Source organism: Streptomyces durocortorensis (assembly GCF_016901035.1).
GTDB lineage: Bacteria > Actinomycetota > Actinomycetes > Streptomycetales > Streptomycetaceae > Streptomyces > Streptomyces durocortorensis.
In genome coordinates this window covers 1-13,318 of the sequence record NZ_JAFEUF010000199.1, presented here as the reverse complement: position 1 = coordinate 13,318, position 13,318 = coordinate 1, and the positions used below count along the sequence as shown (strand labels likewise).

At 72.2% G+C, this 13,318-nt stretch carries 17 protein-coding genes; 6 read left to right on the top strand and 11 right to left on the bottom strand.

Annotation, left to right across the window (positions count from 1 at the left end; genetic code table 11):
- Nucleotides 1-69 precede the first annotated feature (69 nt).
- The 3 genes from JS521_RS27520 to JS521_RS27510 are packed head-to-tail and all read left to right on the top strand — an operon-like array spanning nucleotide 70 to nucleotide 2,898.
- Entirely contained in the window at nucleotides 70-2,100 is a 2,031-nt protein-coding gene (locus JS521_RS27520) for a PTS fructose transporter subunit IIABC (RefSeq protein ID WP_205085667.1), read from the top strand.
- A gap of 52 nt (nucleotides 2,101-2,152) precedes the next feature.
- Entirely contained in the window at nucleotides 2,153-2,425 is a 273-nt protein-coding gene (locus JS521_RS27515; protein ID WP_205085666.1) for an HPr family phosphocarrier protein, read from the top strand.
- A 29-nt stretch (nucleotides 2,426-2,454) separates the two neighbouring features.
- Nucleotides 2,455-2,898, top strand: coding sequence for a protein-tyrosine phosphatase family protein (locus tag JS521_RS27510; protein WP_205085665.1), 444 nt, complete (start codon nucleotides 2,455-2,457; stop codon nucleotides 2,896-2,898).
- Nucleotides 2,899-2,922: 24 nt separating this feature from the next.
- Here JS521_RS27510 and lepB read toward each other — a convergent pair whose 3' ends face one another.
- The 3 genes from lepB to JS521_RS27495 form a co-directional block, all read right to left on the bottom strand.
- Nucleotides 2,923-3,627, bottom strand: coding sequence for a signal peptidase I (gene lepB, locus JS521_RS27505; protein WP_205085664.1), 705 nt, complete (start codon nucleotides 3,625-3,627; stop codon nucleotides 2,923-2,925).
- Between the two features lie 95 nt (nucleotides 3,628-3,722).
- Nucleotides 3,723-4,013, bottom strand: coding sequence for a hypothetical protein (locus tag JS521_RS27500; protein WP_030719604.1), 291 nt, complete (start codon nucleotides 4,011-4,013; stop codon nucleotides 3,723-3,725).
- A gap of 136 nt (nucleotides 4,014-4,149) precedes the next feature.
- Nucleotides 4,150-4,659 (bottom strand): mycothiol transferase, encoded by a 510-nt coding sequence (locus JS521_RS27495; protein ID WP_205085663.1) that lies wholly within the window; start codon nucleotides 4,657-4,659, stop codon nucleotides 4,150-4,152.
- Between the two features lie 65 nt (nucleotides 4,660-4,724).
- Here JS521_RS27495 and JS521_RS27490 point away from each other — a divergent pair, with 65 nt between their 5' ends.
- Nucleotides 4,725-5,090 carry an iron chaperone gene (locus JS521_RS27490; RefSeq protein ID WP_205085662.1) on the top strand — a complete coding sequence of 122 codons (366 nt, stop codon included), beginning with the start codon at nucleotides 4,725-4,727 and terminating at the stop codon, nucleotides 5,088-5,090.
- A 16-nt stretch (nucleotides 5,091-5,106) separates the two neighbouring features.
- Here JS521_RS27490 and JS521_RS27485 read toward each other — a convergent pair whose 3' ends face one another.
- The 6 genes from JS521_RS27485 to JS521_RS27460 all read right to left on the bottom strand — a co-directional run bounded on the left by JS521_RS27485 (nucleotide 5,107) and on the right by JS521_RS27460 (nucleotide 9,706).
- Nucleotides 5,107-5,340, bottom strand: a complete 234-nt coding sequence (locus JS521_RS27485; RefSeq protein WP_205085661.1) for a hypothetical protein — start codon at nucleotides 5,338-5,340, stop codon at nucleotides 5,107-5,109.
- A gap of 5 nt (nucleotides 5,341-5,345) precedes the next feature.
- A complete protein-coding gene (locus JS521_RS27480; RefSeq protein WP_205085660.1) occupies nucleotides 5,346-6,035 on the bottom strand; it encodes a TNT domain-containing protein in 690 nt (229 codons plus the stop codon).
- Nucleotides 6,036-6,219: 184 nt separating this feature from the next.
- Nucleotides 6,220-6,735: a lytic polysaccharide monooxygenase auxiliary activity family 9 protein gene (locus tag JS521_RS27475; protein ID WP_205085659.1), complete on the bottom strand. Its 516-nt coding sequence runs from the start codon at nucleotides 6,733-6,735 to the stop codon at nucleotides 6,220-6,222.
- A 317-nt stretch (nucleotides 6,736-7,052) separates the two neighbouring features.
- Nucleotides 7,053-7,757 carry a DUF4230 domain-containing protein gene (locus JS521_RS27470; protein ID WP_205085658.1) on the bottom strand — a complete coding sequence of 235 codons (705 nt, stop codon included), beginning with the start codon at nucleotides 7,755-7,757 and terminating at the stop codon, nucleotides 7,053-7,055.
- Between the two features lie 172 nt (nucleotides 7,758-7,929).
- Nucleotides 7,930-9,030 (bottom strand): winged helix DNA-binding domain-containing protein, encoded by a 1,101-nt coding sequence (locus tag JS521_RS27465; RefSeq protein ID WP_205085657.1) that lies wholly within the window; start codon nucleotides 9,028-9,030, stop codon nucleotides 7,930-7,932.
- A 106-nt stretch (nucleotides 9,031-9,136) separates the two neighbouring features.
- Nucleotides 9,137-9,706 (bottom strand): DinB family protein, encoded by a 570-nt coding sequence (locus JS521_RS27460; protein WP_205085656.1) that lies wholly within the window; start codon nucleotides 9,704-9,706, stop codon nucleotides 9,137-9,139.
- A 101-nt stretch (nucleotides 9,707-9,807) separates the two neighbouring features.
- Between JS521_RS27460 and JS521_RS27455 the strand changes: the two genes are divergently transcribed.
- The gene (locus JS521_RS27455) at nucleotides 9,808-10,833 is read left to right on the top strand and encodes a helix-turn-helix transcriptional regulator (RefSeq protein ID WP_205085655.1); all 1,026 of its coding nucleotides are present in this window, start codon (nucleotides 9,808-9,810) and stop codon (nucleotides 10,831-10,833) included.
- Here the strand turns inward: JS521_RS27455 and JS521_RS27450 are convergent.
- Entirely contained in the window at nucleotides 10,830-11,618 is a 789-nt protein-coding gene (locus JS521_RS27450) for a DUF4389 domain-containing protein (RefSeq protein WP_205085654.1), read from the bottom strand. The two genes, JS521_RS27455 and JS521_RS27450, sit on opposite strands and share 4 nt — an antisense overlap.
- Nucleotides 11,619-11,805: 187 nt before the next feature.
- Nucleotides 11,806-12,558: a VanZ family protein gene (locus JS521_RS27445; protein WP_205085653.1), complete on the bottom strand. Its 753-nt coding sequence runs from the start codon at nucleotides 12,556-12,558 to the stop codon at nucleotides 11,806-11,808.
- A gap of 146 nt (nucleotides 12,559-12,704) precedes the next feature.
- Between JS521_RS27445 and JS521_RS27440 the strand changes: the two genes are divergently transcribed.
- A complete protein-coding gene (locus JS521_RS27440; RefSeq protein WP_205085652.1) occupies nucleotides 12,705-13,205 on the top strand; it encodes a tetratricopeptide repeat protein in 501 nt (166 codons plus the stop codon).
- Nucleotides 13,206-13,318 lie beyond the last annotated feature (113 nt).

Sequence of the window (13,318 nt, the reverse complement as noted above, 5' to 3'; positions counted from 1 at the left end):
CCCGTACGCGAGCTCCGCCCCGTCCCCCCGAGCCGCCGCCCCGGCGGTCCCCGAGCAAGGAGCACCGCGATGAGTGAGCTGATCACCGCGGAACTGGTCGACCTCGATCTGTCCGCCGCAACGAAGGACGCCGCCGCAAGGTCGCTCGCCGAGCGGATGGTGGCCGCGCACCGCGTCACCGATCTCGACGGCTTCCTGGCCGACGTCGCCGCCCGTGAGGCACAGATGCCGACCGGCCTCGACGGCGGCATCGGCATCCCGCACTGCCGCAGCGAGCACGTGAACGCCCCGACGCTGGCCTTCGGGCGCAGCGCTGCGGGCATCGATTTCGGTGCGGCCGACGGTCCCGCCGACCTGATCTTCCTCATCGCCGCCCCGGCCGGGGCCGACGACGACCACCTCACCATCCTGTCGGGACTGGCCCGCCGGCTGATGGACCCGGAGTTCACCGCAGCCCTGCGCGCCGGGACGGACCCGGCGGCGGTGGCCGCGCTGATCCGGGGCGAGGAGCCGGTGGAGGAGCCCGCACCCGAGGCAGAGGGCACGGAACCCGAGGCCGGGCCCGAGGCCAAGGCCGTCGAAGCGGCCGGGATCGCACCCTTCCGGATCGTCGCCGTCACCTCCTGCCCCACCGGCATCGCCCACACCTACATGGCCGCCGAGTCCCTGGCCGCGGCGGGCCGCGCCGGGGGCGTCGAGGTGACGGTGGAGACCCAGGGCTCTGGCGGCTTCAAGAAGCTGGACCCCGCTGTCGTCGCTGCGGCGGACGCCGTGATCTGGGCGCATGACGTGGAGGTCCGGGAGAAGGCCCGCTTCCGCGGCAAGCCTCTGGTCGACGTCGGGGTGAAGGCGGGCATCAACCGGCCCGCCGAACTCATCGCCGAGGCCCGCCGCAAGGCGGAACGCGGAGAGATCGCCGCCGTGTCCGAGGCCGACGGCGGCAAGGACTCCGGCGACGGTGAGGCAGGCCGATCCGGCGCGGACCAGGCGCACTTCGGCGTCCGGCTCCGTACGTATCTGATGTCCGGCGTGAGTTACATGGTGCCGTTCGTCGCGGCGGGCGGGCTGCTGATCGCTCTGTCGTTCGCCATCGGCGGCTACGAGATAGCGAGCGCCAAGTCGGTGGCCGACCACTTCGTGTGGGGCGAGGCGGACAGTTGGGCGGCGCTGCTCAACCAGATCGGCTCGGCGGCCTTCGGGTTCCTGGTGCCGGTGCTGGCCGGGTACATCGCGTACGGGATGGCGGACCGGCCCGCGCTGGTGCCCGGTTTCGTCGGCGGGGCCATCGCGCTGACCGTGAACGCCGGGTTCCTCGGCGGTCTGGTCGCCGGTCTGCTGGCCGGTGCGGTGGTGATGGCGATCCAACGGGTGCCGGTCCACGCGACGTTGCGCGGGATCATGCCGGTCCTGGTGATCCCGTTGATCGCGTCGGCGGTCGTGGGCTTCCTGATGTTCATCGTGGTCGGCAAGCCCATCGCCTCGTTGCAGAGCGCGCTGACGGACTGGCTGAACGGTCTGTCGGGCTCCAACGCGGTGATCCTCGGCGTCGTCCTCGGGCTGATGATGTGCTTCGACATGGGCGGCCCGCTGAACAAGGTGGCGTACGCCTTCGCGGTCGGCGGTCTCGCCGATCCGACCGACGGCAGCCTCAAGGTGATGGCGGCGGTCATGGCCGCCGGGATGGTCCCGCCGCTGGCGATGGCGCTCGCCACCACCGTACGCAAGAAGCTGTTCACGAAGACCGAGCGGGAGAACGGCCGGGCGGCCTGGGTGCTGGGCGCCTCGTTCATCACCGAGGGCGCGATCCCGTTCGCCGCCGCCGATCCGCTGCGGGTCATCCCGTCGGTGATGGCGGGCGGCGCGGTCACCGGCGCGCTGTCGATGACCTTCGGCGCGACGCTGCGCGCTCCGCACGGCGGCGCGTTCGTCGTCCCGCTGATCGGCGAGCCGTTCCTCTACCTGCTCGCCATCGCCGCCGGAACGCTGGTGGCGACCGCCCTCGTCGTCCTGCTCAAGGGCGCTCGCCGGACGGCGCCGGACACGGCCGGGGAGGCGGGGGCCACGGGCTCCGACGACTCCCGGGTCACGGTCGCCGTCTGACCACCCGAACACCCCGCGCACGAAACAGCAGACCCTTCCCGAGGAGTGATCCATGCACCAGCAGACCGTCGCCATAGCCTCCCGCAGCGGGTTGCACGCCCGCCCGGCGTCGCTGTTCGTCAAGGCCGCCGCCCGCCAGCCGGTCAAGGTGACCATCGCCCGCGAGGGCCGTGACCCGGTCGACGCCCGCTCCATGCTCGCGGTGCTGGCCCTGGCGGTGCCGCACGGGGAGACCGTGGTCCTCAGCGCCGAGGGCGACGGGGCGCGGGCGGCGGTCGAGGAGCTGGCGGAGCTGCTGGCACAGGATCTCGATACCGCCGCCTGACCGGCAGGACACCCCCTAGGTTGGGGGATGTGAACGAACGCTGGAACGCCGCCGACCCCGCCGTCCTCGCCCTGCCGTCGGGGCGGCTCGTCCGGGGCCGGGGTCTGCGCAAGCCGCTCCCCCCGGGCCCCGAACCAGACTTCGCCGTATACCTGCTGGGCCGCACCCCTCCCCCGGTCCGCTGGGAGTCCCGCTGGCTGCGGTGGCCGGACTTCCGGCTCCCGGCGGACCGGGAGGAGGCGCGGGTCCTGCTCCGGGAGGTGTGGGAGCGGGCGGCCGGCGAGCGGGTCGAGGTGGCCTGCGGCGGCGGAATGGGCCGCACCGGGACGGCGCTGGCCGTTCTGGCCGTCCTGGACGGGGTGCCCGCCGAGGAGGCGGTGGCGTTCGTCCGCGCCGGCTACCACTCACGGGCGGTGGAGACGCCCTGGCAGCGCCGGTACGTGCGGAACTTCGCGCCGCGCGGGGCCCTCTAGGACCTTCGTGCCGCTCGGGGCCCTCTAGGACTTGCCGGGCACGTTCTTGAAGGTCTCCGGAACCGGCAGGGTGGCCCAGCGGTCGATCGGCCAGGCGACGACGACAGCCCGGCCGACGACCTCGTCGACCGGGACCATCCCCTCGTTGGGGTCGTCCTGGTGGTAGCGGGAGTCCGCGGATGCCTGGCGGTGGTCACCCATGACCCAGACCTTGCCGTCGGGCACGGTGACCTTGAACCGGCCGCCGTCCTCGTCGTTGCTGCACGGAGTGTTGCCGGGGAAGACGTACGGCTCGTCCAGGGCGGTGCCGTTGACCTTCACCGGCCCGTCGCCCGCGCATTCCACGGTGTCGCCGCCGACGCCGATGACCCGCTTGATGAGGTCCTTCTCCTCGGCGGAGGGCATCACGCCGATGAAGCTCAGTACCTTCTGCACGGTGTTGGGCTCGTCCACGGGCATGCCCGCGAGCCAGTCCGCGGGGTCGTGGAAGACGATCACCTCGCCGCGTTCCGGCTCCGATCCGAACCAGGGGGTCAGCTTGTCGACCAGGACCCGGTCGCCCTGCTGGAGGGTGTTCTGCATGGAGTCCGAGGGGATGGAGAAGGCCTGCACCAGGAACGTCTTGATGAGCAGGGCCAGCACCAGGGCCATGACGATCAGGAGCGGCAGCTCCACCCAGAACGGCCGCTTCTTCTGTGTCCTCGAACGCCGCGCTCCCGCACGCCCCATGGCACCGCTCCTCACCCCGTGAACCGCCTGTGCCCGTCCCTCGGGGGACGGGTCCGGTGATCCACTCTATGGGGCGTGGGGCGCGACGACAGTCGCTATGCGGGTTCCGCGCCGACCGGCGGGACTCTCGCGCCCTCTCCGGCGCGCACGGCTTCGACGACGCTCTGGTGGAAGGTGCGGCTCTCCTCCTCGGAGGGGCACGGCACGGGGCTGCCCACGAGGGTGAACCAGTCGGAGGAGCCGCTGTACTGCACGGCCACCGACGCCTGTCCGTCGAACCACGTCGTATGCACGGTGAGATCGCCGCTCAGGATGCCCGCTTCTTCGGTGCGCACTCCGCCGGTGCCCGTGTAGACGCCGCTGGTCGTCCAGGATGCCCAGCTCATGATGGTCACCTTTCGGACGATGCCCATGCCTGTCCGGCCGATTTCTTCCGAGTATGGCACCGCCGGTGGGACTGTGCACGGGTGTGTGCGGGCCCGCCCCCGCTCCCGGCCCCAGGCCCTGTCCCCGCTCCCGGTCTCAGGCCCTGTCCAGCACTCCGCGGACGAAGGCGGCCTGGCCCGCGTGCTGGAGATCCTCGGCGACGATGCTGATCAGCCGGACACCCAGGGTCACCGGAGGTGTCCAGCCCTCGTCGACGACGCGGTCGAGGGCGTGGCCCTCCAGTCCCGCGACGAAGTCGAGCGTCCGCTCCTGGACGGCGTCGAAGTAGCCGAGGAGGGGTTCGGCGGAGTCCACGCGGACGGGGGGGGCCTCGTCGCCGCTGTGCCCGTAGCCGGTGTCCGTGGCGTCGAACGGGAGCCCGAAGCGGTCGGCCCAGCCCTCGGTGAGCCAGATCTGTCCCGTTCCGGCGGCGTCGGCGATGTGGTCGTCCTGGACGCGGGTGAGGTGCCAGACGAGCCAGGAGATGGAGTTGGCCCCCTCGTCGAGCCGGGCGTTGAGGTCGTCGGGCGACAACCCCTCGACCGCCGCGTGGACGGCCTCCCCGACCCGGTCGAACGCTTCGGCCAGCATGCCTGCGGTGTTCATCCGCCCACTGTCGCTCACCGGGCGTCGGGGGTCCGGGGTGCGACACACCGCCGTACGATCGGCTCATGGTGCAGAGCAGCGCGCAGGATGTCGATCAGTATCTCGCCGAGGCCCCGGAGTCCCGCCGGGAGGCCCTCACGAGGCTGCGCGCACTGTGCCGCGAGGAGCTGACGGGGTTCCGCGAGGTGATGGCGTACGGCATGCCCGCCTACGAGCGCGAGGGGACGGGCGAGATCGCCTTCGCCGACCAGAAGCAGTACATCTCGTTCTATCTGCTGAGCACGGATGTCCGCGACGCGTTCGCGGACCGGCTGGCCTCGCACGACATGGGCAAGGGCTGTCTGCGGTTCCGCAACCCGCAGGAGATCGACTTCACGCTCGTGCGTGACCTTCTGCGGGCGACGGCGGCGACCCCCGGCACGCCCTGCTGACGGGCGCGGGGAGGGTTCAGACGAGCAGGCTCAGCAGGTGGGCGCAGGCGGTGGCCTCGTCCGGGTGGCGGGCGATGGCCTCGTACGTTCCGCGCTCGTACGCCCCGGTCTCCCAGCCGCCGTCCCCGCCCCGCCGGACGAAGAGGAAGTCCGGCGGGGTGGGAACGGGCTCGTGGACGCCCTCGATGCGGTAGTAGCCGCCGGGGATCCGTGCTTCGACGAGTGCGGCGTGCAGGGCCCGGCGGTCCATACCGGTTACGCGCCCGCGGGCGTCAGGTAGGCGTTGTCCAGCAGCCACTTCACATTGAGCCGCTGTCCCGCGCCCGGGTCGAGGAACACGGCGTCGAGCTTGATCTGCTGCCCGCCGCCGGGCTGCTCGAACCACGGGGCGATGGAGCCCTGCCAGACCCAGAACGGCTTGGCGACCTTGTAGACCCGGTAGTCGCACGGGGTGTCCGCGTCACGGGTGTTGAGGTTCTGCGGGGGCAGGGCGCGCTCGGCGTAGGCGTCGCCCGCGGGGGCCAGGTAGCCGCCGTACTCCGAGCCGAAGCGGTCCAGGCGCTGGCCGGTGCGGAGCTTCACGGGCTCCTTGTCGATCTCGCCGTTCACCTCGGCGAAGCCGTCGTTGGGCGGGTACTTCCAGCTGCCGGTGTCCGCGGGCCCCTCCCAGTACTTCTTCAGGAAGTCCTTCGGGGTGAGGTCTCCGGTGCGCTGGTAGCCGTTCAGGAGCGGGCCGACCGGGGCGAGCCGCTTGTTCGGCAGCCACTTGGGGCCGAGGCGGGCGTCGCCGCGGAACTCCCCGGTGCACGGTTCGTGGCGTTCGGCGGCGGCAGCGGGCCTCTCGGGCCCCGGTGCGGCCGGTCCGGGGGCGGCGCTCGCCGTCGGGGCGGTGATCAGTCCGGCGGTGATGCCGAGCGCGGCGAGTGCGGTACGCATACGGTTCATTCAGGAGTCCCCTTGAGCACTGATGATCCATCAGGACAGCTGACGTAGGGTAACCGCTCGACTACCCGAAGGCCCCGCGCCATGCCGCTCTCCGGCCACCGGGAACAGCACCGCGCCCCCGCCGCGACGATGCGCGACCGGGGCGTGGCGGACGTCCGGGTGTGCACCCCCGGACGACGTGCTGCTAGCTGACGTTGACGTCGATGCAGGCGTAGAAGGCGTTCGAGGTGTCCGCGATGTTCCAGACGGCCAGGACCTTCTGCTGACCTGTCTTGTTGCCGAAGTCGACCTGGTGGGTCACGGTCGCGCCGGGCTGCGCGCCGCCGTCGTCGAACTCGGCGATCTTCTCGCCGCCCACGAAGTACTGCCAGGTGCTGGTCGAGTGGCGTGCGGTGATCTTCCACTCGAACGGCTGGGAACGGTTCACCGGGGTGACCGACCAGCCCTTGGAGTCGTCGTCCAGCTCGGCGAAGCCGCTGTTGCCGCCGCTGCAGCTGGTGAGCCCCTTGGGGCCCTCGACGCTCTGCGGTTCGTACTTGATCGCACCGCAGCTGACCGTTCCGGCGGCACACTGCGCCTGCCTGCTCGGCGGGTTGGAGATGTAGCCGTGAGCACTGGCGGAGGTCGCCGGGAGGCTCAGGGCGAGAACCGGGGCGAGCATGGCGCCGACGGCGAGTGCGGTCTTCCTTTTCGCGTGCATGCTTCTCCTTCACATGAGACCGCACCGCGCGGTGGCGGACCGTGGGGGGTCCGGCTTCGACGGCGAGGCCTCGCGAGTGTGGGGCCAAGAGGCGCGAAGGGCTGCAAGTCCCTTGCCGGACAAGCCTGATGGCAGGTGTCCGGAAAGGCCTTGCACTTGGACTAGACCATACCCACCGACGCGTTCACGTCAAGGGTGGTGTGCGGTGGACGGACTTCCCCGGACGCCGAGCGGTGGGGGGGGGGGGGGGGGGGGGGGGGGGGGGGGGGGGGGGGGGGGGGGGGGGGGGGCGCCCCCCCCCCGACCGGGTGACGCGATCATTCCTGGTCGTCGCCGTACCGGACCGTGACGCGCTCGAAGCCGAGGGAGCCGAGCAGGCCCTTCAACATGTCGGCGGTGTTCTTCTCGGCCCGGGCGGTCAGTTCGCTCTCCTTCGCCGCTTCCCCGATGTGCTGGACGGCGAGTTTGTTGACCGCCTGCTCACTGCCGGGGTTGTCGGAGAAGAAGTCGCCCAGACGGTCGAAGAGACCGCGCTGTTTCGACACCGTGTAGGAGCGGTCGGGATCGAGGGCGGGCTTGCCCAACGCGGCTCGTGGCAGACGGATTTCGGCCGTCGTGCGGTCCTCGTTGACCACGACGCCGCCCTCGGTGACCTTGCCCAGGTCGACGGAGGCGGCGACGGTGCCCGCCCCGACGAACAGGGTGCGGGTGCCGCGCAGGGCGTCGGGGACGAACTTCGTGTCCTTCTCCAGGTCGACGACGACCTGGAAGTTGCCCGAGGCGGCCTCGTACGAGCTCATGTCCTGGATCGACTTGAGCACGGCGGGGCCCGACCGGTCGTGGGTCTCCTCGCCGAAGAGGTCGCCGAGCCCCGGCAGCAGGCTGAGCCGGCTGCCGGCGAACAGCAGGACCAGTACGGCCGCGCCGATGCCGAGGACTTTCAGCCATCCCCGGGACGGGCGGGCGGTGCGCTTTTCGCCGGCGTGCGGCGCGGGCTCTGGAGTTACGTCGCTGGACGTCATGTTCTGCGTGTGACCCGTGTCCGGTGTTTTCAGTCCGACTCCCGCCGCATCGCCGGTAAACTCCCTTACAAAATGGTCCTGTTCCGATACGGGCGGGCAGACGCGAAGGCTCTCCCCGAGACCCGAGACCCGAGAGCGGCGACCGGAGACCGACTGCCGGGCCCGGGGTCGCTCAGCGCGGCGAGGCCGCCACCCGCACCCGGTCGCTGCCGCCCTCGGAGAGGAACGAGGCGACTTCCCTCCCCTGGTCGGCCACGGCGGCCCGATCCGTCCGGGAGAGGGGACGCAGGGGTTCCACCGTGACGACCTCCTCGGCGACGCTCCAGGTGGCGGCCACGCGGCCGTCGACCAGCACGACGCGCTCTCCGGCGACCGAGAGGCCGCGGTGGGCGTCGTCGATGATCCGGCCGCGGTCCTGGTAGCCGAGGATCGCGTTGTCGAAGGCCGGCAGGAACCGCACGGGGGCGGGAGTGTCCGGATCCGGGCGCGGGGCGTCGGGCAGGTCGAGCAGCTCCCGCCCCCGCTCGTCGCGGAAGCGGACCAGTTCGTCGCGTACGGCGGCGACCGCGCCGGGCAGCCCGGCCAGGCCGGACCAGGCACGCAGGTCGGCCGTGGCGGCGGGCCCGTAGGCGGCCAGATAGCGCCGGACCAGCGCCTGGCCGACCGGGTCGGCGCCGTCAGGGGCGGCTGGGTCGACCGGTCGGCCCAGCCAGGAGGAGAGCGCCACATTGCGCACCCCGCCCTTGGCGCGCCACAGCCCCCTGGGCGGCGCCTGCGCCATCGGGACGAGAGCGGCGACCACCAGCTCACCCAGGGGGCGCGGCCCCGGGCCGGGCCAGCGGTCGGCGAGGGCCCGCACGATCTCGGCCGCGGTGCGCGGCTCCCCGTCGGACATCAACTTCTCCGCGTCCGCGGCGAGTTCTTCGAGGTCGACCTCTTTCAGCTCGTCGCGGTAGACCCCGAGCACCTTCTGGCGCAGCATCGCGTCGTGGCGGGTCCGCCAGGAGAGGACGTCGTCGGCGGTGACGAGGTGGACCGTACGGCGCATCAGATGGGTGCGGACCACGCTCCGCCGGGTCAGCAGCTCCGAGAGGACCGCCGGATCGAAGCCGGCCAGCCGGGACCAGAGACCGACGAAGGGCTCCTGCGGTTCCTGCGCCTGGAGGCCGCAGAGGTGGGCGACGGCGTCCACGACCGGCAGGTCGGCCCGCTCCAGCAGCAACTGGCGCGCGAGCATGGCGCGGTTGAGCGCCCGGTTGTCGAGAACGGTCACCGTGTCGCCTCCGCCTTTCGCTTGCCGGCTCGCCCGCCGGCTCCCCTGTCCGCCGGCGGTCGCCGGCCGTCGCTTCCTCGCGGGTTCCCGCGCTCGGCGCCGGTGGTCACGTCGCCTGTCGTCCGTCGAGCGACTCGCGCAGGATATCCGCGTGCCCGGCGTGCTGGGCGGTCTCGGCGATGACATGGTTCAGCACCCGCCGGACGCTCCACTTGCCGCCGGGTTCGTTCCAGGGCGCGTCGGGGAGAGGCTGCGTGGCCGAGAGGTCGGGGAGCGCGAGGATGATCTTCTCGCTGCGGGCGGCGACCTGCTCGTACGCGTGGAGAACCCCGGCCGTCGTCTCGCCGGGCAGCATACGGAACTTCTCCTCCCGCTCGATCGCCCACTTCGGCACCTCGCGCGCGGTTCCGGTCATCAAGTCGTCCCAGGTGACGCCGTCCGGCAGGTCGAAGGACATCGCGGAGGGGCCCTCGGTCACGAAGTTCAGCCAGCCCTCCTCCGTGGCCGTGACGTGCTTGACGAGGCCGCCCAGGCACAGCGCGCTGACCGTAGGGCGTTCGCCGGCCTGCTCGTCGCCGAGGCCGCGCACCGAGGAGGTCAGGGCGGCGCGCGCGTCGGCGAGGGCGGCGAGCAGGTCGCCGCGCTCGGGGTCGGGGGACGTGGCGGGTGTGGTCATGGTGATGGATCCTTCCGGTGGTCCGTCGTGCGGTGGGTACGGATCGATCTTCACAGGGGAAGCGGCCAGGGTGTGTCCTCTTCTCCCTCCATACTGGTGTCATGCCGAAGACTTCAGCGCGACTGCTGGCGCTGCTCTCCCTTCTCCAGGCGCGTCGGGACTGGCCGGGCGGCCTGTTGGCCGAGCGGCTGGAGGTCAGTCCGCGCACGGTGCGGCGGGACGTCGACCGGCTGCGGGAGCTGGGCTATCCCATCGCGGCCTTCAAGGGGCCCGACGGCGGATACCGGCTGGACGCGGGCGCCCGGCTGCCGCCGTTGCTGTTCGACGACGACCAGGCCGTCGCCCTCGCCGTCGCACTGCGGACCGCCACCGCGACCGGCGCCGGCATCGGGGAGGCCGCGGCCCGCGCGCTCACCACCGTCCGGCAGGTCATGCCCGCCCGGCTGCGCCATCGCGTCGACGCCCTGAACGTCACCGCCGTCGAACGCACGGGAGGCCCGCCGCAGCCGCAGGCAGATCCGCGCGTCCTTCTCGCGCTGAGCGACGCGGTGCGCGCCCACGAGGTGCTGCGTTTCGACCATTCCCCCGCGTACGCCCCACCGTCCACCGGCACTGCCGAAGCACCGCCCGCGGTGCGGCGGGTGGAGCCGCACCGGCTGGTCACCTGGGGCGGGCGCTGGTATCTCGTCGCGTGGGACCTGGACCGCGAGGACTGGCGGACGTTCCGCGCGGACCGGATCACCCCGCGTACGTCCACGGGCCCCCGGTTCACGCCGCGCGAGGTACCCGGGGGTGATGTGGCCGCGTTCGTCGCCGCCCGGTTCCAGGGTTCCGGGGCCCCGGGCGAGTGGCCCTGCCGCGGTGAGGTGATCCTCGACGCGCCGGCCTCCGAGGTGGCCGGCCATGTCCGTAACGGAATCGTGGAGGAGTGCGGCCCGGACCGCTGCCGTGTGGTCCTGGGCGCCTGGTCGTGGCCGGGTCTGGCCGCCGAGATCGGCAGGTTCGACGTGGACATCGAGGTGGTCGGGCCCGACGAACTCAGGGACGCCTTCGCCCTCCTGGCCCGCCGCTACGCCGACGCGGCGGACCAGGGGCATCGTGGCTCAACGGGGCCCTGCGGCACTTAGCGACCGACGAGGCGGGTGTCGGAGGTGTCGTCGGTCGTCGAGGCGGTCACGGACGAGGTGATGTGTCCGGCGAGGCCGAGCACCAGGAAGAGCACGACGAGCCACTTGGCGGCGCTGCTCAGGACCAGGGGGCGGGTGGCCGAGCGCGACTGCTCCGGGGCCCCGGCGAGGTCGTCGTCGCCGAACAGGCCCTTGGGGTAGGCGGGGGTGAGCATCATGACGTACGCGGAGAAGCGCATCCGGTAGCGCAGGGTGGCCGCCGTCGCCTCGAACAGCGGGCGGGGCATCCGGCCGAGGCACAGCGTGATCAGCCACCAGACGAAGGCCAGTGCCCACCACCCGTACACGGCGAGGCTCTGCACGATCGCCGCCGGGATCAGCAGGAAGATGCGGAACAGCACGGCGAGCCGGTTCAGCGGGGTGGGCCGCACCTCGATCTGCACGGGGTAGTCGGCCGGCGGGGTCAGGGCGAACGGCGGGTAGCGGTCGATGAGCAGCATGTCGCTCGCCGAGACACGCATGTCGTAGCCGAGGACGCCGGTCAGGAAGCGGAAGACGGGGTCGGGCAGCCGCCCCAGGACCAGGGCCGCGAACCATCCCACGATGACGGTGAAGAAGGCCGCGATGTGCAGGACGAACAGCACGATGAAGTGCGGGATCAGCAGCAGGAGTCGCAGGAGGACGGTCAGCCGCCGTTGACGTGCCGGTTCGACGATGTCCAGGACGGGCCTGAACTCGTCCGCGTCCATGTCCTTGCGGCCCGGGCTCCACTGGCCTTCGGCCATGTCGCTCCTCCTCGGCAGGGGATCCGTACGGCGTCCGCGCGCAGGACGTGTCCCCACCGTGCGTCCGGTCCGGGCCGCCCGCAATCGGCCCGGCCCGAACGGGTGCCGGTCGGGCCGGGTCGGTGCGGGCCGAACGGGTGCCGGTCGGGCCGGGCCGGTGCGGGCCGGGTGCGAACGGGCGCCCGGCTCAGCGCCCGCGGACGCGGTCGAGGAGGGAGCGGACGCCGCCGGAGCCGGGGGCGCTTCGGCCGCCGTCATCCGGACCGCCGGTCTTGGCGGCGCGCTTCCCCGCCGGGGCCGTGGCCGAGGGCTTCGTCAGCGACGCCTGTGCGGTCTTGGTACGGGCGGGCGTCTTGCGGGTGCCTGTCCTGCCCGTGCCTGCCTTGTCGGCGGCCGTCTTACGGGTGTCCGTCTTGCCGGTCGCCGTCTTGCCGGTGCCCTTCTTCGGGGTGGGCTTCGGCTCGGCCACCGGCTCTTCCGGCCGGTCGGAGGGGCCCGGAGCATCGGCGTAGACGTAGTAGCGGTGGCTGATCCGGCGGCCCAGCACGAAGTAGCCGAGCAGCGCGCCCGTGGTGTTGAGGATGACGTCGTCGATGTCGAAGGCGCGCCCCTGGACCAGGGCCCCCTGGATCAGTTCGACGATCGCCATGACGACGGCCGCCAGCAGCGTCGTCCGGATCATCCGCAGGCGGCGCGGCACGAAGAACGGCAGCAGCAGCCCGAACGGCACACCGAGCAGCACGTTTCCGCCCGCCTGCTTGCACGCGGCGAGGAAGGTGTAGTCCTCGGCGTACTGGCGCAGCGAGCGCCCGGGTTGGAGGTTCGAGGTGACGAGGTCCTCGGAGGCCGGTGAAGGGGTGAGCGTCACCTTGGCCAGCAGGACGGAGAACGCCACCAGTCCCGCCAGTGCAGCCGCCAGCACCAGTCCGCGTACCAGCACTCGTACCCATGTCCCCTGGCGTACAGGGGGATTCGCCTCTGCTGTCATGGCCGACAGATGCCCCCGCCCGGCCGGAACACACGCCTGGGCCGGCGATGGAGCGAAAACTCGTCCTGTCGTCCGCGCCCGCCTGCGACGATGTGCGCATGAGCGCAGACAAGAAGAAGGACCTGCTGGACGAGGCCGAACGGTTGAGGGAGGAGGGCCGGCCCGAGGAGGCGCGGACACGGCTGCTCGCCCTGACCGCCGCGTACCCGGGCGACGCGGAGGTGGCCTACCGGACGGCGTGTGTCCACGACGCGCTGGGCCTGGAGTCGGAGGCGGTGCCGTACTACGAGCGCGCTCTGGCCGATCCGGAGCTCGCCGCGGAGGACCGGTGCGGGGCGCTGCTGGGGCTGGGCAGTACGTACCGGGTCCTCGGCCGGTACGGGCAGGCGGTGGAGACGCTGCGCCGGGGCGTCGAGGAGTTCCCTGACCACGGCGCGCTGCGGGCGTTCCTGGCGATGGCCCTGTTCAACACCGACGAGCACCACGAGGCGGTGGGGCTGTTGCTGGAGCTGGCGGCGACGACCAGCCAGGACCCGTCCGTACAGCAGTACCGGCGGGCGATCGAGCACTATGCGAAGGACCTCCACGAGACGGTGTGACCCGCGCGGGGCCGGGGGCGGTCGTCCGCGGCGCGCCGCTGCACGGGCGACGCGCCGGTCGGGGTGCGGCGGGAGCCGAGAATGCTCGGGTGCCCACCGCTCCCCCGGCGCCC